This window comes from Bradyrhizobium jicamae (assembly GCF_001440395.1).
GTDB classification, from domain to species: domain Bacteria; phylum Pseudomonadota; class Alphaproteobacteria; order Rhizobiales; family Xanthobacteraceae; genus Bradyrhizobium; species Bradyrhizobium jicamae.
The window spans coordinates 1-22,183 of record NZ_LLXZ01000093.1 but is presented as its reverse complement, the minus strand read 5'-3'; the positions used below and the strand labels follow the sequence as shown (position 1 = coordinate 22,183).

Here is a 22,183-nt window from a genome sequence, read left to right as displayed (position 1 = left end):
CACCCCCCCCTGCCGCGAACGGCAGGCGGATCGATCTTATGACCTCACTTCGCGGCGGTCTTGGAGTCCATGTTGACGACCTGAACGCGGCGGTTGGTCGGGTCCATCGGCGCATTGGCATCCTTCGGCTTGGTCTTGCCGTAGCCGACGGTTACGAGATTGGCGCCGGCGAGGCCGTACTTCTCGGTCAGGTACCGCTTGATCGTATCGGCGCGGCGCTCGGAAAGATCCTGGTTATACGCCTCGCCGCCGATCGCATCGGTATGACCGGCGACCACGAAGGTCGAACCCTTCAGGGTCGAATCGGAGAGCGCCTTGCCGAGTTCCTGCACGGCGGAGACCGAATTCTTGCTGATGTCGGCCGAGTTGTAGTCGAACTGAATTTCGAGATCGATCTTCGGCTTGCTCGCGGCAAGTTCCGCGATTTCCTGGCGCTCGCCGAGCGACAGCGACCGGGTCTTGCGGTTGCGGAGCGAGTCGACGAAGTTGGTTTCCTTCGCCTTTGCGGCGATGTCCCCCGGCTGTTGCGGGCCGGTCGAGAGGCCGCGGGTCACGCCGCCCTTTGGCTTCAGGGCGTCCAGGATCTTGTCCGCCGAGACGGTGTCGCCGGCGACAGCGAGGCCCGCTGTCATCGACAGCGCGGCGCCGATAGTCATGATCGAAAGAAAGCGGGTCATTGTCGTATTCCTCAGTTGTTAACGCCTGCAAACTGGCGTGCATGACGTTTTGATGCTGCGAGGATAGGACGGGTTCAAAGCCGGCAATGTGACTCAAGTCACATTGATTGGGGCCTGCCTTCTGTAAGGAGCGGACTTTTCAATAGACGCTGCAAGGTGTTGAAGGCCGTGCAGGTCGCCCTGCCTGCCGTTGTGTTGCCAGCGGATTGAATCATCCGACATTGCCTTGCGTGATTTGAATCACGCGTTCGATCGGACGGAATGTGTTGCCGATCCTTTCCAAGGGACGGGACTGGCGACGTACCGGTGCGCCGAGGTCGAACGTCGCGCCGGTGTCCACGCCTGCATCAAAGCTTCCGGCAAGTCCGATTGAGACCGCGCGCGACGGCGATCCGAAGCATGACAGTCTCAACGCGCCGCAGCACGTAATTCTACGGTGTGCAGCATGTCATACGGCCGGTTGGATAACTTCGCGTTGTCGACTTAAGAAAAGAAAAAAGCTGTACCGTCGCGTCAACGTCGATCTGTGGACAACAAAACGGCCAGATGCGCTTCTAGCAAAACGACTCACAAAAAATCCGAATACAAATCGTTCGGCGCAACCAAACGGACGGGGCGGGTGTTACAGTCAGTCAAGCGTCAGCGCGAGTATCTGGGTTATCGCACCAGTGCATCGGAGCCTGCCGGTTCCGGAAGTTCAATGCCAACACTGATCGGCGCGGCGATGATCGCCGCTGCAATTTTGCTGTCGACGCTGATCAATGCGCTTGGCAGCCGCTATGTCGGGTTTGAAAGCCCGACAGAAGAGAGCGCGTGGCTGGTCGATCGTCTCACCGGCCAGGTCTATAAATGCCATGCACCGCAGCCCGGCCGTGCCTCCTGCGAGGCCGAGATCGCAACCGGCAGCGTCGGAGAGCGGCAGAAGCGGTGAGCTGAACTCGCACCGCGAGGCAGCGATCGGGAACCCGGGACTCCCAAGGTGCGCGAATCCCGATACATTGCCGCGCGATGCCCCGCGCGACTGAATTCCGTTCCCTGACCAAGCCTGAAGCCCGGCGAATCTGGCTGCAGGCCCAGCGGCTCGACACCAGCGAGCCGTTCGGCGCCGGACCGCCAGCGGTTGCGGCCGCGGTGGATCATCTCGGCTACGTGCAGATCGACACCATCCACGTCATCGAGCGCTGTCATCATCACATTCTCTATAGCCGCATCCCGGCCTACACCCGTGCCGACCTGCGCCAGGCGCAGAGCGTCGACAAAAGCGTGTTCGAGTACTGGACGCACGCGCTGTCCTATGTTCCGGCGAAGGATTTTCGCTTCTTCGTTCCGGCGATGCGGGAACACCGGCGGGAGGGTCACCGCTGGTTTGCGTCCGTCAAGCCGGAGGACACCCGCAAGGTGATGCGGCTGTTGCGGCGCGACGGCGCGCTCACCATTCGCGACATCGAGGACGACGTTCTGACCGAGAAGGAACATCTGTGGCAGAGCCGCAAACCCTCGAAGCGGGCGCTGCAGCTTGCCTTCTACACCGGCGAGGTGACGATCTCCGAACGCACCGGCATGCTCAAGACCTATGAGTTGATGGCGCGGCACTTCGGCTGGGACAAGCCGCCGAAGCCGGCACGCTCGGCGGAAATCACCGCCTATCTGCTCGACCGCGCGTTGCGCTCCCAAGGCGTCGTTAGCCTGGATTCCATCTGCCATCTCGACGCGCCGAGCAAGGGAGCGGTGCGGCACCTGGTCGGGGCGCGGGTGCGGCGCAAGGAGCTGGTGCCGGTCGCCCTCGAGGGCGCCGGCAAGCAGGAACATTGGGCCCTGCCGGAAGTGCTGGAGACGAATTCGCCGGCCGAGGTCGGTAACGGCCCGGTGCACATTCTCTCGCCGTTCGATCCCCTGATCATCCAGCGCAAGCGCACCGAACTGTTCTTCGACTACGGCCACCGCTTCGAAGCCTATGTGCCGAAGGAGAAACGCCTGTTCGGCTATTTCGCGCTTCCCGTGCTGGTCGGCGAAGACATCGTCGCCGCGATCGACATCAAGACCGACCGCCAGAACAAGAAGCTGCTGATGCAGAAATGGAGCTGGGTCGGCAAGGGCGCGGCGAGGGCGGCGCGCAAGGACTACAAGCGCTGCATCGAAGAAGAGCTGCACCGCTTCCAGCGGTTTCAACTGGCGGACTAGGGGTTCCGCCCAGGAACCCGCCGCTATCGGGTTTGTTAGTTCCATGTGGACGACCGCCGGGAGGCGACATGGACAAGGACAAATCGATTCTGGAAAAATTCACCGACACGGTGAAGGAAATTGCCGGCACCGCGACGGAAGCCGCAAGCCAGGCATTGAAGAGGGATGAGCCGGGATTGAAGGCCGACGAAAGTGCGGCGGTCTATGTGCCACTCGCCGCCGATGGCCTCGTTTCCGATCCTCTGATGACGCCGCCGGTCGCAGCCGCGCCCGAGCCGCGGAAACGCAGTGCGTCGGCAGCCAAGGCGAGGAAAGCCGGAGTTGCCAAACCTCGAACTTCCAAGACGAGAACTTCCAAGGCTAGAACTGCCAAGACGAAAACCGCCAAAGCTCGAACTGCCAAGCCCCGAAGCGGCGCGGTGCTGACCGCAAAAAAGACGGCGACGAGATTGCCGGCCAGGAAATCGAGCGGCCAGAAATCGAGACTTGCGAGCAAGGCTTCGAGGAGCGCGAAGAAAACCACCGCCAGGAAGAGCCGCAAGAAGGCTCGACGCGGCTGATCCACGATGGCGCACCTTGGTCCGAATGGGCGGAAGCCGCATGGCCGCGCGGAAAAAGCAGATTTTGTGTGGCGTCCCCACTGAGCAGGCCCACGCGCCGAGCCGGTCCGGAAGGACGGTTTCGCCAAGAATGCAATTACCTCTTAACTAAACAATCCTTCACGAATTCATGATCACTGACGAATGTTGACAATCGTCAGTGAGCATTCGATACTCTTCATCAGATCCTGCGATGGAGAGTCCAATGTTCGCCCGTTCCATTTTCTCTAGCTATTACAGGCTGTTGACTGGGGCGTCGCTGGCGTTTGCCGTGTTCGCGCTGGCCGGCTGCAATGAGAAGGCCGCAGAAGCGCCCGCCCCGGGACGCCCGGTGCTGGTCGCCACCGTGAAATACGCGGCCGAAACCCCGGAACGCAGCTTCGTCGGCACCATCCGGCCCCGGATCGAGACCGATATGGGTTTCCGCGTCCCCGGCAAGGTCGCCCGGCGCCTGGTCGAGGTCGGCCAGACCGTGGATGTCGGCCAGCCGCTCGCTACCCTCGATGAAGTGGATCTGAAGCTGCAGGCCGAGCAGGCCGAGGCCGAATTCCGCGCCGCCACCGGCGTGCTGGCGCAGGCCAGTGCCTCCGAGCAGCGCGCCAAGGATCTGCGCGCCAAGGGCTGGACCACCGATGCGCAGATGGACCAGAGCCGCGCCGCCGCCGACGAGGCGAGGGCGCGCTATAACCGCGCCGAGCGCCAGGTCGAACTCACCAAGAACTCACTTTCTTATGCGACGCTGCTGGCCGACAGCCGGGGCGTCGTCACCGCGACCTTGATCGATCCCGGCCAGGTCGTGGCGTCCGGCCAGACCGCGATCCGCGTCGCCCGCTTTGCCGAGAAGGAAGCCGTCGTTGCGATCCCCGAAACGCTGGTCGGCCGCGCCAAGTCCGGCACCGCCAGCGTGACGCTGTGGTCGGATGCGGACAAGAAGTATACCGCGAAGCTGCGCGAGATCGCGCCGTCGGCCGATCCGGCAACCCGGACCTATCTTGCAAAGTTCTCGCTGCCGGAGGCCGACGACAAGGTCTCGCTCGGCATGACCGCGACGCTGACGCTGGCCGATGCCGCCACCGAGCGCGTCGCAAAGCTGCCGCTGTCGGCACTGTTCAGCCAGGGCAGCAATCCCTCGCTCTACATCGTCGACGATGCCGGCGCGGTGAAGCTGCAGCCGGTCGTCGTGAAATCCTATGAGAGCAATTCGGTCGTGATCGCCGGCGGCGTCAATGACGGCGCCAAGGTGGTCGCGCTCGGCGTGCAGAAGCTCGATCCGGCCCAGAAGGTCCGGGTGGTCTCGTCGCTGTCGTTCTAGTCCCATTAGTGGAAGCAGATTTCGAAGCTGGAGAGTGACATGAAGCGCTTCAATCTCTCGGGCTGGGCGGTGAGCCATCCGACCCTGGTCCTGTTCCTGATGATTGTGCTCGGCGTCGCCGGTTTCTTCTCCTATGAGCGGCTCGGCCGCGCCGAGGATCCGTTCTTCACGGTGAAGGTGGTCAACGTCTCGGCGATCTGGCCGGGCGCGACCGCTCAGGAGATGCAGACCCAGGTCGCCGACCCCATCGAGAAGAAGCTGCAGGAACTGCCGTTCTTCGAGAAGGTGCAGACCTATTCCAAGCCGTCGTTCACGGCGATGCAGGTCACGTTCAAGGATTCGACCCCGCCGAAGGACGTGCCCTACCTGTTCTATCTGCTGCGCAAGAAGCTCGCCGACGTGCAGGGCCAGCTGCCCGCAGGCCTGCTCGGCCCGAACGTCAACGACGAATTCTCCGACGTCGATTCCATTCTCTATATGATGACCGGCGAGGGCGCGGACTACGCGCAGCTGAAGAAGACGGCGGAGGGCATGCGCCAGCGGCTGTTGAAGGTCACCGGCGTCACCAAGGTCAATCTCTACGGCACCCAGGACGAGCGCATCTTCGTCGAGTTCTCGCACGCGAAACTGGCAACCCTCGGCATCACGCCGCAGGCGCTGTTCGATTCGCTGGCCAAGCAGAACAACGTCACGCCCGCCGGCACGGTGGAAACCTCCTCGCAGCGCGTGCCGCTGCGCGTCACCGGCGCGCTCGATGGCGCCAAGGCGGTTGCGGAAACGCCGGTCGAAAGCAATGGCCGCGTGTTCCGGCTCGGCGATATCGCAACCGTCACCCATGGTTTCGTCGATCCGCCCACCTTCGTCGCCCGCCAGGAAGGCAAGCCCGCGATCGGCATCGGCGTCGTCACCGCCAAGGGCGCCAACATTCTCGAACTCGGCAAGGACGTCGAGAAGGCAACCAACGAATTCATGAAGGCCGTGCCGCAGGGCATCGAGGTCGAGCAGATTGCCGACCAGCCGAAGGTGGTCGAGCGCGCGGTCGGCGAGTTCGTCCATTCCTTCGTCGAGGCGCTGGCGATCGTGCTGTTCGTCTCCTTCGTCGCGCTCGGCTGGCGTACCGGCATCGTGGTTGCGATGTCGGTGCCGCTGGTGCTCGCGATCGTCTTCATCGTCATGAACGCGATGTCAATCGACCTGCACCGCATCACGCTCGGTGCGCTGATCATTGCGCTCGGCCTTCTGGTCGACGACGCCATCATCGCCGTCGAGATGATGGTGGTGAAAATGGAACAGGGCTGGGACCGCATGCGCGCGGCGTCCTTTGCCTGGGAATCAACTGCGTTTCCGATGCTCACGGGGACGCTGGTCACGGCCGCTGGCTTCCTCCCCATCGGCTTTGCCAATTCGGCGGTCGGCGAATATGCCGGCGGCATCTTCTGGATCGTGGCGATCGCGCTGGTCGCTTCCTGGTTCGTTGCGGTGATCTTCACGCCCTATATCGGCGTCAAGCTGCTGCCCAACATCAAGGTTCACCACAACCACGATCCGCATGCGATCTACGAGACGCGGATGTATCGCGGCCTGCGCGCCGTGGTGCAGTGGTGCGTCGACCACCGGATCAAGGTCGTGGTGGCCACCGTCGGCGTGTTCGCGCTCTCGATCGTCGGCTTCGGCCATGTGCAGCAGCAGTTCTTCCCGCTGTCGGAGCGGCCTGAGCTGTTCCTGCAATTGCGTCTGCCCGAAGGCACCGCCTTCAACGTCACGGAGAAGTCCGTGAAGAAGGCCGAGACGCTGTTGAAGGACGACAAGGATATCGCGACCTACACCTCCTATGTCGGTCAGGGTTCGCCGCGCTTCTGGCTCGGCCTCAATCCGCAACTGCCGAACGAGGCCTTTGCCGAGATCGTCATCGTCTCCAAGGACGTCGACGCCCGTGAGCGCATCAAGGCGCGGCTGGAGAAGGCGGTTTCCGAGGGCGAATTGAGCGAAGCGCGCGTGCGCATCGACCGTTTCAATTTTGGTCCGCCGGTCGGCTTCCCCGTGCAGTTCCGCGTTATCGGCCCCGATGCCAATACCGTCCGCGACATCGCCTACAAGGTGCGCGACGTGATGAAGCAGAATCCCAACGTCGTGGAGCCGCAGCTCGACTGGAACGAGCAGTCGCCCTACCTCAAGCTGGTGGTGGATCAGGATCGCGCCCGCGCGCTCGGCCTGACCCCGCAGGACGTCTCGCAGGCGCTCGCCATGCTGATCTCGGGCGCGCAGGTGACGACTATCCGCGACGGCATCGAGAAGGTCGGCGTGGTCGCCCGCGCGATCCCGTCCGAACGGCTCGATCTCAAGAGCGTCGGCGACCTCACCGTGACCTCACGCAACGGCGTCGCCGTGCCGCTGCAGCAGATCGCCAAGATCGAATATTCCCACGAGGAGCCGATCATGTGGCGGCGTAACCGCGACATGGCGATCACGGTTCGCACCGACGTCGTCGATGGCGTGCAGGCGCCTGACGTCACCAACCAGATCTGGCCGAAGCTGAAGGAAATCCGCGACCATCTCGAGCCGGCCTACCGGATCGAGCCGGGCGGCGCGTTCGAGGAATCCGCCAAGGGCAATGCCTCGATCTTCGTGCTGTTCCCGCTGATGGTCATGGTGATGCTGACGCTCTTGATGATCCAGCTCCACAGCTTCTCGCGGCTGGTCCTGGTCTTCCTGACCGCGCCGCTCGGCATCGTCGGTGCCTCGCTCGGCCTCAATGTCGCCAACCAGCCGTTCGGCTTCGTGGCGCTGCTCGGCCTGATCGCGCTCGCCGGTATGATCATGCGCAACGCGGTGATCCTGGTCGATCAGATCGAGGCCGACGTCGCGCAGGGCCTGACGCGCCGGGAAGCCATCGTGGAGGCCACCGTTCGCCGTGCCCGACCGGTGGTGCTGACCGCACTGGCGGCGATTCTGGCCATGATTCCGCTGTCGCGCTCCGCTTTCTGGGGGCCGATGGCCATCACCATCATGGGTGGCTTGTTTGTTGCAACCTTCCTGACCTTGCTGTACCTGCCGGGTCTTTATGCCCTCTGGTTCAGGAAGAGCCTGGAGGAAAGTGGCCAGGCCGAGCAGCCTGATCTTGCGGCGCAGCATGAAGCCAAGTTGCATCCGAAAGGGCCACACGCGATTCCGCTTGCCGACGCCGCGGAATAATTGAACATTGAGAGGTGACATGACGCTGATTTCTGAACACGTCGAGACGGACACGCGGGAAAAGATTCTCGTGGTGGCGGAGCGTCTGTTCAGGCAGATGGGCTACCAGAAGACGACGGTCGCCGACATCGCCAAGGAATTGCGGATGAGCCCCGCCAACGTCTATCGCTTCTTCGATTCGAAGAAGTCGATTCACGAGGGCGTGGCTCGCACGCTGATGGGCGAGGTCGAGGTCGAGGCGCGGCGGATTGCGGCCCAGTCCGGTCCGGCGAAACCGCGGCTGCGCGAGCTGCTCACAACCATCAATCGCATGAACACCGAGCGCTATGTCGGTGATTCCAAGCTGCACGAGATGGTCGAGATCGCGATGGAGGAAGATTGGGACGTCTGCGTCGTCCATATCGAATGCGTTACCGGTATCATCGGCCAGGTGATCGCACAGGGCGTGGCGTCCGGCGAGTTCGAGGCGCCTGACCTTCCTTTGGCGGCGCTCTGCACCTGCACCGGCATGATCCGCTTCTTCCACCCGCAGATGATCGCGCAGGCCGTCAACAAGCCCAGCGCAACGATCGACCAGATGATCGATTTCCTTTTCCGGGCGCTCGAGCCGCGCAAGGCGAATTGAGCCCCTTCGCCACTTGACCGATTATTCCGAACTGCGTAGCCCGGATGGAGCGAAAGCGTAATCCGGGACGACTCCGGCCGCTTGCGAGTTTCCCCGGATTGCGCTTCGCTCCATCCGGGCTACGAACAACAAGGAAAAACCCGGCGTGACGACCAAAGACCTGCATTTCTACGAGCCGAAGAACGGCCACGGCCTCAAGCACGATCCCTTCAACGCCATCATCGCCCCGCGTCCGATCGGCTGGATCTCCTCGCGCGACGGCAGCGGCAACGTCAATCTGGCGCCCTACAGCTTCTTCAACGCCTTCTGCTACGTGCCGCCGATCATCGGCTTCTCCTCCACCAACTGGAAGGACAGCGCGGGCAATATCCAGGACACCGGCGAGTTCGTCTGGAATCTCGCCACCATGGATCTGGCAAAGCAGATGAACGCGACCGCGGCGCACGTTGCCCGCGATGTCGATGAGTTCAAGATCGCCGGCCTCACGGCCGCACCCTGCAAGCTCGTCAATGTGCCGCGGGTGGCGGAAAGCCCTGTGGCCTTCGAGTGCAAGCTGACGCAGATCCTGCAGTTGCAGGGCAAGGACGGGGAAAAGGCGCAGGCCTGGGTGACGTTCGGCGAAGTCGTCGCCGTCCACATCGACAAGGCCTTTATCAAGGACGGCGTCTACCAGACCGGCCTGGCCCATCCGATCGTTCGCGCCGGCCGGAAGGGCGATTATTTCGAGATCAAGCCGGAAAACATGTTCGAGATGATCCGTCCAGATTGATCCGCCGCTCTCCCTTGCCCGGGTTGCGCTTCGCTGCACCCGGGCTACGCGCCTGAACCGACGGCAGCAGGGAACTCCGGCCCGTCGAAATCTTTATCGTCCGTATTTGGGAGATTGCCGATGATCCGCTGGTTTGCCGGGCTGATCCTGCTCGCCTGCTTCGCCGCGCCGGCCGTTGCCGGCCCCGACGCGGCGGCCGTCAACAATGCAGAATTCAAGGGCAAGCCGCCGGGCGACGACAAGATCAATCCCGCCATCGTCAAGGCCCAGGTGCTGCTCGACCGCGCCAATTTCTCACCCGGCGAGATCGACGGCAAGCTGGGCGAGAATGCCGAAAAAGCCTTGAAGGCATTTGCCGTATCCAAAGGTCTGCCCGTTGGCAAGCAGCCCCTAACTTCCGAGATCTGGGGCGCCTTGCTCGCCACCGGTTCGGATCCGGTGGTCGTCGACTACAAGATCACGGACAAGGACGTCAAAGGCCCGTTCCTGAAGAAGCTTCCTGCGAAGATGGAAGATCTGAAAGACCTCAAGTCGCTGGACTACACCAGCCCGCGGGAAGCTCTCGCTGAAAAGTTTCACATGAGCGAAGCGCTGCTCGCGGCTCTCAATCCCGGCAAGAAATTCGACGAGGCCGGTCAAACGATCGCGGTGGTGAACGTCCCTGTCAAGGAGGGCAAGCCGGCCGTGACGCGTGTCGAGGTCGACAAGGCGTCTCAAACCGTGAAAGCCTTCGCGAATTCGGAGCTGGTCGCGTTCTTTCCCGCGACCGTGGGCAGCGAGGAGAAGCCGAGTCCCGGCGGCGTTCTCAAGGTGATCTCGATCGATGCAAATCCGTATTATCGCTACAACCCGGATTACAAGTTCAAGGGGGTCAAATCCAAGCGCGCCTTCAAGATCAGGCCCGGCCCCAATAATCCCGTAGGCTCCCAATGGATCGGACTCTCGGAGGAGGGATACGGCATTCACGGGACCCCCAACCCGTCGAAAGTCAGCAAGTCGGAGTCCAATGGCTGCGTGCGCCTCACCAACTGGGACGTCGACCGGTTGGCTAAGCTCCTGAAGAAGGGGACCGAGGTGGCGTTCATCGAGCGTGAGGCAGCCAACAAGAAGTGATTTCTCCGTCGCCGCCAACCATCATTTGCAATAATGCGTGCGAATGGTGAAGATGCCGCCATGTCGTTCGCTTCGATCAGACGGAGCACTCGCAGCCTCTACGAGGGCGCGACGCCGGAGGGCGTCCGTTTTCGCTATGGGCTGCTGGCGTTCGATATCGTAACCGTCCTGTTCATCATCGCGACGTCGTTTCTGCCGTCGAATGAAGTCACCGAAACGCTCGACGTTCTGTTCGGGGCGGTTATTCTGGCGGATTTTTCCGCCCGATTGCTCGCCAGCCGGCACCGGCTGCTCGAATTCACCCGCTTCTCGACCTGGACGGACATCGTCGCGATCATATCATTCCTGGCGCCGCTGGCGGGAGAAGCCGGCGGCTTTCTCCGCGTTCTCAGGACGCTGCGACTGCTGCGCGATTACCAGATGCTGGCGCGTCTGCGCGAAGACAGCAATTTCTTCCGGCGCAATGAGGAAGTCATCTTTGCCGTCACCAACCTCGCGGTGTTCATCTTCGTGATGACCGCGATCGTTTATGAGACGCAGAAGTTCCGCAATCCGCAGATCGCGAACTATGCGGACGCGCTGTACTTCACGGTGACCGCGCTGACGACGACCGGCTTCGGCGACATCACCCTGTCGGGAACGACCGGTCGCATGATCACGGTCGTCATCATGATTTTCGGCGTGACTCTGTTTTTCAATCTCGCCCGCGCGCTGCTGACCCCGCACAAGGTGCGGTTTTCCTGCCCGACCTGTGGATTGCAGCGCCACGACAGCGATGCGGTCCACTGCAAGGCATGCGGCAACGTGCTGAATATTCCGGACGAAGGTTTGACGTAGTGCAGCGATCGCATCATTTGTCCGTGGCGAACGCGTCGTACACCAGCTTTTTGAAGACGGGCAGGATGCGGCCCCGTTCGTTCTGGGTCTGCTCCAGCATGATGTAGACCATGTCCAGGCTGGGATCGACGCCGAAGTAAGTGCCGCTGCCGCTATCCCATTTGAGTTCGCCGATCGAACCCGGCGGCGGTGGCTTGGCGTTTCCCGGATCGGTACGTACCGCAAGACCATAGCCGTAGCCGAAGCCGTCGCCGGGAAAGTAGAAATAATCCCGCGCGACGCCGGAGCCCGGCCCAACGTGATCTGTCGTCATCGCTTTGAATGCTGCCGGGCTGAGGTAGCGTTTGCCGTCGAACTCTCCGCCGTTGAGGATCATCTGGGCAAAGCGCGCGTAGTCGTTCAGGGTCGAGACCAGACCGCCGCCGCCGGATTCCCATTCGGGATGGGCGCGCCGCTCACGCTCAGCATCCAGCAGGATGGTATCGCTCGGCAGCGGCTCCGCCATCCGCGCGCGCTCGTCGGCATTTTCGAGAACGTATTTGGTGCTGGACATGCCAAGTGGATCGAAGATGTGCTGCTTCTCGAACTGATAGAGCGTTTGTCCGGAAACGATCTCGATGATGCGGCCGAGCACGTCGGTCGAATGGCCGTAGCGCCAAAGCGTGCCGGGCTGTCGTGCCAGCGGCAATCTGGCGATGCGTTCTGCAAACCTCTTGTTGTCGAACTTGCCGTCGAACAGGCCGGAGTCCTTGTACGCCTTGTCGATCAGCTTGCCGCCGATGTAATCGTAGGTGATGCCCGACGTATGGCGCAGTAAGTCCTCAATCGTCACCGGCCGGTCCGGCGGAACAAGCTTCAGAAAGGGCGTCATCCCGTCAGCCGCAACGGATGCCACTCCGACCTTGACGTCGGCAAACGCCGGGACGAATTTGGCGGCCGGGTCGGTGAGCGAAAGCTTGCCTGCGTCGATCAGCATCATCGCCGCGACGCTGGTGACCGGCTTGGTCATCGAATGAAGCGCGAAGATCGTGTCCGGCGTCATCGGAGCCTTGGTCGCAACGTCCTGCACGCCGAAGCACTTCAGGAAGACCGGTCTGCCGTGTTGCTGGATCAATATGACGGCGCCCGGCAACTTCCCGGTGGCAACCTCATTGTTGAAGAATTCGGTGATGCGCTCAAGTTTCTGCGGTGAGGGGACCGGGATGTTCTCCGCCTGATTGGCCGCGGCCGGATTGGTCCAAATCGCCAATGACAACGCCACAGCAAGAAATTCTCCGGCGCATGATTCGGCACTGCGATGCAATATCTGTTGAGCCGGCGTCTTCATTTTTGGTTTGCTCCGCGGACTGATTTGATTTGCCGGAGAATTTTGACGACCCGGTTGATGGTTAGCATGTCTCCCAGCTGGTCGCCATGTGGGCGATCGCCCAATGTGGAAGCCCTCTGACGCACATGCGTTCGACGAGGTAATGCCATTTTCGGCTGCAAGCTTGAAACGGGGGCTGAATTGAAAGCAGCTCTCGCAACCGGATGCCGTCCGGATTAACCTTGAGTTGCCAGGCCGGATCAACGGCCGGCCAACACATTGGGAGGATGCGATGACAAGCCAAGAGGGGCGCGATCCAGATCTCGCGATTTCACGACGAACCCTTGTTCACGGTCTTGCCGTAGCTGCCGGCGCAACCGTGGCGGGGGTCAGCGGCGCGCTGGCCCAGACTGGCCCCGTGGCGCCGCCGTCGACAGTCACCAGCCCACCGAGGGATTTCAGTCCGCGGGGCGCCCCGACAACCTACTTCTGGGACCCCGACATCATCGCCGTCGATCCGTCCTTCAACGATCTCGCTCAGCCCAACACCGCGATCAAGCGTCTCTATACCGGACTGCTGTGGGCGGAGGGGCCGGCCTGGAGCTCGCAGGGGCGCTATCTTCTGTGGAGCGACATCCCCAACAACAGGCAGATGCGATGGTCGGAGGATGACGGTCACGTCAGCGTCTTCCGCACACCCTCCAACAACTCGAACGGCAACTCCTTCGACTTCCAGGGGCGACAGCTTTCCTGCGAACATCTCACCCGGCGCGTGGTGCGCTATGAGCACGACGGTACCGCCACCGTGCTGGCCGACTCCTACAACGGCAAGAAGCTGAACTCGCCGAACGACGTCGTCGCCCACCCGGACGGCAGCTACTGGTTCACCGATCCGCCCTATGGCGGTCAGCTCTATGAAGGCGAGCCGGATGTGGCGGGCGGTCCGAGCAATGCCGGCGGCAAGCTCAATCCGCGGATCGGCCAGCCGGCCGGCTTCGTGCCGGGCAAGCGCGAACTGCCGACCAACTGCTATCGCATCGATCCGTCCGGCCGCATCGATCTCGTGGTGACGGAAGAGCAGGTGCCCGATCCCAACGGCCTCTGCTTCTCGCCCGACTACAAGAAGCTGTACGTCGCGAGCACCGGCAAGGGCCCAGGCGATACCGGTCCGGGCGGCAAGGGCGACATGTTCGTGTTCGATGTCGGCACGGACAACAAGCTCTCCAACCACAAGCGGTTCAGCGACTTCATGGTCGACGGCGTGAAATGCGGACCGGATGGGGTGCGCTGCGACGTCAACGGCAATGTCTGGTGCTCCAGCAATGCCGGCCGCGCCGTTGGCTATAGCGGCGTCACGGTGTGGTCGCCGGACGGCAAGCTGATCGGCCGCATCCGCCTGCCCGAAGTGTGCGGCAACATCTGCTTCGGCGGGCCCAAGCGCAACCGCCTGTTCATGGCGGCGAGCCAGTCGCTCTACGCCGTTTATACGGCCACCCAGGGGGCGGGGCCTGGTTAACGCTCTCTTGTTTTGCACGACACATCAGGAGCGCCGGCATAGCCTGCCGGCGCTTCATTGCTTTGGCGCCCGTCGCGCCAGCATTCATTAAAATTTGTCGCAAACTGACAACCCGCGAAAAACCGCTACGGCAAAAGCGGGGCGCACTTAGACCCGCTCTTTATGGCGAGCGATCGATCCTCCCTGGTATGAAGGGGGGCTCGTCCATCAATGCCTATTTTCAAATATTTTACCGTCGTGGGTTCGACGCTGCTCGTACTTTTGTTTGTTTCGAACGCTTACCTTACTGACGACGAAAGCAATTTGCGCTTCGACGGATCGCTCTATGACAGCGCCCTTTATGCGCCGCGCGTCGAAGAAACGCGAACGACCGCGGAGCTTCGCTTTACCCGCGACGTAACGCCGGCCGTTCGCGTCAGGGAGGTGTTTGCCGTGTTCGTCCCCAACGAACGACGACGCCACAAGCGTGACTCGTAAGTGAAGTTCGCCCGCAGGTCGGCTTCGGCGGCGCTGCAGGGCCATCCTGCAACGTCCGTCTTCAACCGCCGGATAATGCAAGTGGTGCTGGAACGGGTCGGGGACATCTGTCGTTATCTCCCGGTTTATCAATTTCGCTTCATTCCGGGCGCTAACGGCCCCGAATTCCGAGCTTTTCAGCTAGAATGGGCTATCGTTTGGCACAGGTGGGGCGCGGCCTCGCGCCGCAGACCAGGAGGGTTCGCCATGAGCTTCCGCCGCGATTTCATCAGCAAGCCGATCTTCGCTTTCGCACGCGGCGCCATGCCCGCGATGTCCGACACAGAACGCGAGGCGCTGGAGGCGGGCGATGTCTGGTGGGACGCCGACCTCTTCACCGGCAATCCCGACTGGTCGAAATTGCTGGCGGTCGCGCCGGCTGCCTTGACCGAAGAGGAGCGGGCGTTCCTGAACGGCCCCGTCGACGAGCTCTGCGCGATGCTCGACGAGTGGAAGATCAATTGGGAGTGGCGCGATCTGCCGCCCCAGGCGTGGGCCTTCATCAAGCGCCACAAATTCTTCGGCATGATCATTCCGAAGGAATTCGGCGGTCTCGGCTTCTCGCCCTATGCGCATTCGGAAGTGGTACGAAAGCTTTCCTCTCGCTCGCTGACCGCGGCGGTCACCGTGATGGTGCCGAATTCGCTCGGGCCGGGCGAACTCCTGATGCGCTTCGGCACCACGGAGCAGCAGCAGCGATGGCTGCCGCGGCTCGCCGAAGGCATCGACATTCCCTGTTTCGGCCTGACCAGCCCGGAGGCCGGCTCCGATGCGGCCTCGATGGTCGACACCGGCATCATCTGCAAGGGCAATTTCGACGGCCGCGAGGTCGTCGGCCTGCGGCTGAACTGGCACAAGCGCTACATCACGCTCGGTCCGGTCGCGACGCTGCTCGGTCTCGCCTTCAAGGCCTATGACCCCGATCATCTCGTAGGCACCGAGGAAGAACTCGGCATTACAGTCGCCCTGATCCCGACCGATCTGCCCGGCGTCGACATCGGCCGCCGCCATCTGCCGGCGATGCAGGTGTTTCAGAATGGCCCGAACTGGGGCCGCGACGTCTTTATTCCCATGGACTACATCATCGGCGGGCAGGAGCGTCTTGGCCAAGGCTGGAAGATGCTGATGACGGCGCTCGCCGCCGGCCGCGGCATTTCGCTGCCGTCGCTGTCGGCCGCCGGTGCCGCTTATGCGGCGCGCACCACCGGTGCCTATGCCCGCATCCGCGAGCAGTTCGGCATTTCTATCGGCAAGTTCGAAGGTATCGAGGAGCCGCTCGCCCGCATTGCCGGCACCGCCTACCTGCTCGACGCCGCGCGCCGGCTGACCTGTGCCGCGCTCAACCAGGGGCATCATCCCGCTGTCATTTCCGGCATCATGAAGCTGCACGCGACCGAGCGCATGCGGATCGTGATCGACGACGCCATGGACATCCATGGCGGCAAGGCCGTAATCGACGGCCCGCAGAATTACATGGGCAGCCTCTATCGCGCGGTGCCGGTCGGCATCACCGTGGAGGGCGCCAACATCCTCACGCGAAATCTCATCGTGTTTGGCCAGGGCGCGATCCGTGCACATCCATTCCTGCTCGAGGAAATGAATGCACTGGGTGAAGCCGACCGTGCCAAGGGCCTGGAAGGCTTCGACAAGGCGTTCTGGAGCCATGTCGGCCACAGTTTCAAGACCATGTTCCGCGCCTGGGGCCGTGGCTGGACCGGCGGCATGTTTGCACCGGCACCCGATGCCGGCGAGGGGACGCGGTTCTATCGCCAGCTCTCGCGCTATTCATCGGCGTTCGCGCTGTGCGCCGACATGGCGCTGCTGACGCTCGGCGGCGCGCTTAAGCGCAAGGAAATGCTCTCGGCGCGGTTCGGCGATATCCTGTCCGAACTTTATCTTCTGTCCGCCGCGCTCAAGCGCTGGCAGGACGAGGGACGGCAAAGGGAAGATTTCGCGGCACTTGAATGGTGCATGGCAAGTGGTTTCCGCACCATCGAAAACCGCTTCGCCGAAATCCTCGCCAATCTGCCGAACCGGTTCGTCGCGGTGATCCTGAAATTCTTGATCCAGCCGTTCGGCGCAAAGGTGACCGGTCCATCCGATCGTGTCGTGCATCAGTGCGCCCAGCTCGTGCTGGAGCCGTCGGCGGCACGCGACCGTCTCACCGCCGACCTGTCGGCGGTCGATGATGACGGCGGCGTCGCGCGGCTGGAAAAGGCGTTCCGTCTGGTGACGGCTGCGGAGGACGTCGCAAAACAGATGCGCGCGGCGCGCCTGCATGACTGGCAGGAAGCGGTGAAGAAGGGCGTCATCACCCAGGCGCAGGGCGAGAAGTTGGCTGCCGCCCATGAGGCCGTTGCCAAAGTGATCGAGGTCGATGATTTCGCGCCTGAGGCATTGTCGCCGATTTACAGGAAGGGCGCCGATGTGCATCAGTTCTTCCAGGAACTGGGTGAACAGAGGGCGGCAAGCTGATGGCGCGACCGGTTTTTATCGTCGACGGCAGCCGGACGCCGTTCCTGAAAGCACGCTCCGGCCCCGGCCCGTTTACCCCGGTCGATCTCGCCGTGCAGTGCGGCCGGCCGCTGCTGGCGCGGCAGCCGTTTGCGCCTGATGCCTTCGACCAGGTCATCCTTGGCTGCGTCAACGTCATTGCCGACGAGATGAACCCGGCGCGCGTCGCCGCGCTGCGGCTCGGGATGGGCGAGAAGATGGTCGCCTTCACCGTCCAGATCAATTGCGGCTCCGGCATGCAGTCGATCGACACCGCTTACCGTTACATCCGCGAGGGCGTCTCGGACCTCATTCTTGCCGGCGGGGCCGAAGCGCTGAGCCACGCGCCGCTGGTGTGGCCGCAGCATGGCGTGCGCTGGTTCGCAGGGCTTGCCGGCGCCAAGGGCGTCGGCGCCAAGATCATGGCCGCGCTGAAAGCAAAGCCGAGCTATTTCAAGCCGATTATCGGCCTGGAGCGCGGCCTGACCGATCCCATCACCGAACTCAACATGGGGCAAACAGCCGAAGTGGTCGGGCATCTCTTCGGCGTCACCCGCGCGCAGTCGGACGCCTATGCCGCCGAAAGCCACAGGCGGCTGGCAAAGGCGCAGTCGGAAGGCTGGCTCAAGGGCGAGGTTGAAACCGCATTCGCGCGCGACGGCAAATTCTATGACCATGATGACGGTGTGCGGCCGGACTCGACGCCGGAGTCGCTGGCGAAGCTGAGGCCGGTGTTCGAACGCCCCTGGGGCAAGGTCACCGCCGGGAATTCCTCGCAGATCACCGACGGCGCGTCCTGGGTGATCCTTGCCTCCGAAGAGGCGGTCGCAAAACACGGGCTGACGCCGAAGGCGGCCATTCTCGACAGCCAGTGGTCGGCGCTCGATCCCGGCATCATGGGCCTCGGCCCGGTACTGTCGGCGACCGAGCTGTTGAAGCGCAACGAGCTGACGCTCTCCGACATCGAGACCTGGGAATTGAACGAGGCGTTCGCGACGCAGGTGCTGGGCTGTCTTGCCGCCTGGAACGATGAAAAATTCTGCAAGGAGATTCTCGGTCTCGATGGCGCGGCGGGCGAACTCGACCAGACCAGATTGAATGTCGATGGCGGCGCGATCAGCCTCGGGCATCCCGTGGGCTGCAGCGGCAACCGCATCGTGCTGCATCTCGTCAACGCCATGAAGCGATTGGGCACGCGGCGCGGCATCGCCACCGAATGTATCGGCGGCGGGCAGGGCGGCGCGATGCTGATAGAGACGGTGTGAGTATGGATAGCCAGATCATGAACGTTCTCGGCGATCGCGTGCTCGAACTCGGGCCTGCGCCCGGCGCCGACAGCCCGTACAAGAACTTCAAGCTGACACGCGATGCCGACGGGGTCGCCTGGCTGTTGTTCGACCGCGAGGGCACCAGCGCCAATACGCTTTCGGCCGACCTGATCGAGGAACTCGACAAGGTGCTGGCGGAACTGGAAAGCCAGCGGCCCACCGGGCTCGTCATCCGTTCGGCCAAGAAATCCGGCTTCATCGCCGGCGCCGACGTCAATGCTTTTCGCGGCGCCACCGATGTTGGCGCGGTCGAGCTCGAGATCGGCCGCGCGCATGCCGTGATCAATCGCCTGGAAGAATTGCGGATTCCAACCGTCGCCGTGATTCACGGCTTTTGCCTCGGCGGCGGCCTCGAAGTCGCTCTCGCCTGCCAGATGCGGATTGCGATCGAGGACGCGCGGTTCGGTTTCCCCGAGGTGATGCTCGGCCTGCATCCCGGCCTCGGCGGCACTGCGCGCTTCACGCAGCTCGTCAATCCGATGCAGTCGATGCCGCTGATGCTGACCGGCAAGACCATCGATGCGCGCAAGGCAAAGTCGCTCGGGCTGGTCGACGCCGTGACACAGGAACGGCATGTCAGGAATGCGGTCAAGGACGCCGTGTCTGGCCGCCTGAAGCGCGCGCGGCCGAGGATGTTCAATACCATCTTCGGCTTCGGTTCCGTCAGGGGCCTTATCGCCTCGCGCATGCGCCGTGAGGCCGCCAAGGCTGCGCCGGAAGAGCATTACCCGGCACCTTATGCGCTGATCGATCTCTGGGAAAAGCATGGCGGTGACCGGCTGGCGATGCTGCGCGCGGAGCAGCCGTCGTTCGCGAAGTTGATGGTGACGCCGACTGCACAGAACCTGATCCGCGTGTTCTTCCTGCGCGAGCAGATGAAGAAGCTTGCTGGCAGCGGCAACAAGATCGAGCACGTCCACGTCATCGGCGCGGGCGCAATGGGCGGCGACATCGCCGCCTGGTGCGCAGGCCAGGATCTTCGTGTGACGCTCGCCGACATGAAGCCGGAGCCGATCGCGAGCGCGATCAAGCGGGCCGCCGATCTCTACGGCAAAATCCTGCGCAAGCGCACGGCCGTGCGCGATGCGCTGGACCGGCTGATGCCGGACATGCAGGCCGAAGGCGTCCGCAACGCCGATCTCATCATCGAGGCGGTGCCGGAAAAGCTTGAACTGAAGCAGAAGGTCTATGCTGGCCTCGAGCCGAAAATGAAGCCGGGCGCGATCCTTGCGACCAATACTTCCAGCATTCCGTTACAGGATCTTCGCACCACGTTGGAGAAGCCGGAGCGGCTGCTTGGTCTTCACTTCTTCAATCCGGTCTCGCGGCTGCAACTCGTCGAGGTCGTCAGCCATGACGGCACAGACCCGCAGCTCCTGAAGGAGGCACTGGTGTTCGTCGGCGCCATCGACCGCCTGCCGCTGCCGGTAAAATCCTCGCCCGGTTTCCTCGTCAACCGCGCACTGACCCCCTACATGCTGGAAGCGATGGTGATGCTGGACGAGAAGATCGACAAGACGGTCATCGACGCCGCCGCCAAGAAGTTCGGCATGCCGATGGGGCCGATCGAACTGGCCGATCAGGTCGGCCTCGACATCTGCCTCGATGTCGGCGACATGCTGCGCTCGAAATTCGGCGACATGCTGCCGCCGACGCCGGCATGGTTGCGCGAAAAGGTTGCCAAGGGCGAACTTGGCCGCAAGACCGGCAAGGGTTTTTACACCTGGAAGGACGGCAAGGCCGACACCGGCGGCATGTCTGCGATCTCCGAGCCATCGGCGGAAATGATCGACCGGCTGATCCTGCCGATGTCGAATGTCTGCGTCGCCTGCTTGCGCGAGGGCATCGTCGATAACGCCGACGTCGTCGACGGCGCCGTCATCTTCGGCACCGGCTACGCGCCGTTCCGCGGCGGTCCCCTGAACTATGCGCGAACCCGAGGCGTGGAGAACGTGGTCTCGACGCTGGAGACGCTGACCGACAAGTTCGGCGGCCGGTTTACGCCCGATGCCGGCTGGGAGACTTTCAAGTAGCAGCGTGCACCGGTCAGGATTGCCGTGCGACATTTGCTGACCAACAGCGCACGGCGGTGCCATATCATGGCGCGACCCGCCTGATTGTGTTACATGTCAGTACGATCCTAAGTCGTATCTCCAGATTGCGGAGACGCCATGCAAACCACTCCTTTTTTCAAGGAGGCAACGGCTCGCGAAGTCAGGACCATGAAGCTTTGGATCGGCGCCAATATCGCCGTCATCCTGTTCTGCGCGTCCTGGCTTGCTTGCACCTTCACCGTCGTTGGATTGCCCTTGCCGTATTTGATGGCGGCATTGTTGGCCGGCTACTTTCTGGCCGACTTCTCGTCCGGCGCGGTGCATTGGGCGATGGACACCTGGTTCGACGAGCGCACCATGGGGCGCGCGATTGCAATCACCCGCGAACACCATACCCATCCCCACCATGTCTATGGCTTCCTGGAGAATGCGTCATTCGGCTCGGCGCCGAGCGCAGTGGTTTTCGGCTTTGCCGCTGCCGTCACCGCGTTGTGCCCGGTCTCGGCCGCGACCTGGACGCTGATGCTGTTGTGGCTCATCAGTTCAGTCTGTCTGCTGTTCGGCATGCATTTTCACAATCTCGCGCACAAGCCCGCCCGCTCGGCGATCATGCGGCTGGCGCAGCGGCTTCATCTGGTGTGCCCACCGGCGCATCACTGGGTTCATCATCACAATCAGACGATCCACTATTGCGTCGTGAACGGATGGGCGAATTATCTGTGCGACGGGCTTCATGTCTGGCGCGGGCTGGAGCGCCTGATCGGGCCGATCACGGGGATCGTGCCGCGCTCCGACGACAATGCCTGGCAGCAGCAATACCGGCAAACCGGCGTGCTTTCAGGTCCGCCGCGGCAGACCCGGTGACGCTTAACATGGCGGGCAGGTCGTCTATGATCGACGGCATCGTCACGCAGCGTCAGAGACCGATATGACCGAAACCCAAATCCACGCCCCGCCCAACACCGAAACCGAGCCGCGCGGCGAGCTCTGCATCCGCACGCTGGCGATGCCGGCCGACACCAACGCCAATGGCGATATCTTTGGCGGCTGGCTGCTCAGCCAGATGGACATCGGCGGTGGCGTAGCTGCTTCCAAGATCGCCAAATCCCGCACCGTAACGGTGGCGATCGAGGCAATGAATTTCAGAAAGGCCGTCTATGTCGGCGATCTCGTGTCGGTCTACGCCAATCTGGTGCGGGTCGGGCGCACCTCGCTCACGGTCCATCTCGAAGCATGGGTCGTGCGCCGCCAGGAGATGCAGCAGATCCTGGTGACCGACGGCAATTTCACCTACGTCTCGATCGACGACGAGGGCCGCCCGCAGGCCATCAAGCGTGAGGGTGCCCCGATCGCAACCTGAGCGTTACGGACAGGGACGCTCGTAGCCGTCGCGGCCGATGAACGTGCCGCGGCGCGGATCGTAGGTCGACGAGCGCATGCAGCGCGGCGTATCGTCGTAATAGCGGGGCGGCGGCGGTGCGTATTGCGCCTGGACACCGCAATAGCGCGGCGAAACGGCCTGCCAGCCGCCGGGCTGCTCCACATAGCAACCGCCCTGATACCAGCGATAGCCGCCGGGCCGGGGCTCGCCCTGGGCGCCGATGGCTGCACCGGTGCCTGCGCCGACGATGGCGCCGATCGCGGCCCCGCGGCCGCCACCCAGCG

18 protein-coding genes and 1 pseudogene are annotated in these 22,183 nt (G+C 62.8%); 16 read left to right on the top strand and 3 right to left on the bottom strand.

The window, feature by feature from the left end; genetic code table 11:
• Window positions 1-44 precede the first annotated feature (44 nt).
• Window positions 45-677: an OmpA family protein gene (locus tag CQ12_RS14420; RefSeq protein ID WP_057835964.1), complete on the bottom strand. Its 633-nt coding sequence runs from the start codon at window positions 675-677 to the stop codon at window positions 45-47.
• A 700-nt stretch (window positions 678-1,377) separates the two neighbouring features.
• Between CQ12_RS14420 and CQ12_RS14410 the strand changes: the two genes are divergently transcribed.
• From CQ12_RS14410 to CQ12_RS14370, 9 genes are all read left to right on the top strand, one after another.
• Window positions 1,378-1,608, top strand: a complete 231-nt coding sequence (locus CQ12_RS14410; RefSeq protein ID WP_057835962.1) for a hypothetical protein — start codon at window positions 1,378-1,380, stop codon at window positions 1,606-1,608.
• Between the two features lie 77 nt (window positions 1,609-1,685).
• Complete coding sequence (locus CQ12_RS14405) at window positions 1,686-2,858, top strand: winged helix-turn-helix domain-containing protein (RefSeq protein WP_057835961.1); 1,173 nt, start codon at window positions 1,686-1,688, stop codon at window positions 2,856-2,858.
• 68 nt (window positions 2,859-2,926) lie between these two features.
• The gene (locus tag CQ12_RS14400; RefSeq protein WP_057835960.1) at window positions 2,927-3,418 is read left to right on the top strand and encodes a hypothetical protein; all 492 of its coding nucleotides are present in this window, start codon (window positions 2,927-2,929) and stop codon (window positions 3,416-3,418) included.
• 244 nt (window positions 3,419-3,662) lie between these two features.
• Window positions 3,663-4,769 carry an efflux RND transporter periplasmic adaptor subunit gene (locus CQ12_RS14395; RefSeq protein ID WP_057835959.1) on the top strand — a complete coding sequence of 369 codons (1,107 nt, stop codon included), beginning with the start codon at window positions 3,663-3,665 and terminating at the stop codon, window positions 4,767-4,769.
• Between the two features lie 39 nt (window positions 4,770-4,808).
• Entirely contained in the window at window positions 4,809-7,961 is a 3,153-nt protein-coding gene (locus CQ12_RS14390) for an efflux RND transporter permease subunit (protein ID WP_057835958.1), read from the top strand.
• 19 nt (window positions 7,962-7,980) lie between these two features.
• Complete coding sequence (locus CQ12_RS14385; RefSeq protein ID WP_057835957.1) at window positions 7,981-8,586, top strand: TetR/AcrR family transcriptional regulator; 606 nt, start codon at window positions 7,981-7,983, stop codon at window positions 8,584-8,586.
• 145 nt (window positions 8,587-8,731) lie between these two features.
• Complete coding sequence (locus CQ12_RS14380; RefSeq protein WP_057835956.1) at window positions 8,732-9,355, top strand: flavin reductase family protein; 624 nt, start codon at window positions 8,732-8,734, stop codon at window positions 9,353-9,355.
• Window positions 9,356-9,475: 120 nt separating this feature from the next.
• Window positions 9,476-10,468, top strand: a complete 993-nt coding sequence (locus CQ12_RS14375; RefSeq protein ID WP_057835955.1) for a L,D-transpeptidase family protein — start codon at window positions 9,476-9,478, stop codon at window positions 10,466-10,468.
• A gap of 60 nt (window positions 10,469-10,528) precedes the next feature.
• The gene (locus tag CQ12_RS14370) at window positions 10,529-11,305 is read left to right on the top strand and encodes a potassium channel family protein (protein ID WP_057836044.1); all 777 of its coding nucleotides are present in this window, start codon (window positions 10,529-10,531) and stop codon (window positions 11,303-11,305) included.
• 13 nt (window positions 11,306-11,318) lie between these two features.
• On the opposite strand, the gene CQ12_RS14365 is transcribed toward CQ12_RS14370, so the two are convergent.
• Entirely contained in the window at window positions 11,319-12,632 is a 1,314-nt protein-coding gene (locus tag CQ12_RS14365) for a serine hydrolase domain-containing protein (protein ID WP_083519278.1), read from the bottom strand.
• 271 nt (window positions 12,633-12,903) lie between these two features.
• Here CQ12_RS14365 and CQ12_RS14360 point away from each other — a divergent pair, with 271 nt between their 5' ends.
• The 7 genes from CQ12_RS14360 to CQ12_RS14330 all read left to right on the top strand — a co-directional run bounded on the left by CQ12_RS14360 (window position 12,904) and on the right by CQ12_RS14330 (window position 21,878).
• The gene (locus tag CQ12_RS14360) at window positions 12,904-14,127 is read left to right on the top strand and encodes an SMP-30/gluconolactonase/LRE family protein (protein ID WP_057835953.1); all 1,224 of its coding nucleotides are present in this window, start codon (window positions 12,904-12,906) and stop codon (window positions 14,125-14,127) included.
• Between the two features lie 210 nt (window positions 14,128-14,337).
• Window positions 14,338-14,604, top strand: a complete 267-nt coding sequence (locus CQ12_RS14355; RefSeq protein ID WP_057835952.1) for a hypothetical protein — start codon at window positions 14,338-14,340, stop codon at window positions 14,602-14,604.
• 246 nt (window positions 14,605-14,850) lie between these two features.
• Window positions 14,851-17,118 (top strand): acyl-CoA dehydrogenase, encoded by a 2,268-nt coding sequence (locus CQ12_RS14350; protein WP_057835951.1) that lies wholly within the window; start codon window positions 14,851-14,853, stop codon window positions 17,116-17,118.
• Window positions 17,118-18,401, top strand: coding sequence for an acetyl-CoA C-acetyltransferase (locus CQ12_RS14345; RefSeq protein WP_057835950.1), 1,284 nt, complete (start codon window positions 17,118-17,120; stop codon window positions 18,399-18,401). Before CQ12_RS14350 ends, CQ12_RS14345 begins: the two co-directional genes overlap by 1 nt.
• A gap of 2 nt (window positions 18,402-18,403) precedes the next feature.
• A complete protein-coding gene (locus tag CQ12_RS14340; RefSeq protein WP_057835949.1) occupies window positions 18,404-20,497 on the top strand; it encodes a 3-hydroxyacyl-CoA dehydrogenase NAD-binding domain-containing protein in 2,094 nt (697 codons plus the stop codon).
• Between the two features lie 189 nt (window positions 20,498-20,686).
• Window positions 20,687-21,382 (top strand): fatty acid desaturase family protein, encoded by a 696-nt coding sequence (locus CQ12_RS14335; protein WP_245309919.1) that lies wholly within the window; start codon window positions 20,687-20,689, stop codon window positions 21,380-21,382.
• A gap of 64 nt (window positions 21,383-21,446) precedes the next feature.
• Window positions 21,447-21,878 (top strand): acyl-CoA thioesterase, encoded by a 432-nt coding sequence (locus CQ12_RS14330; protein ID WP_057835947.1) that lies wholly within the window; start codon window positions 21,447-21,449, stop codon window positions 21,876-21,878.
• Window positions 21,879-21,881: 3 nt separating this feature from the next.
• Here the strand turns inward: CQ12_RS14330 and CQ12_RS14325 are convergent.
• Window positions 21,882-22,183, bottom strand: a pseudogene (locus CQ12_RS14325) (hypothetical protein); the annotation flags it as partial.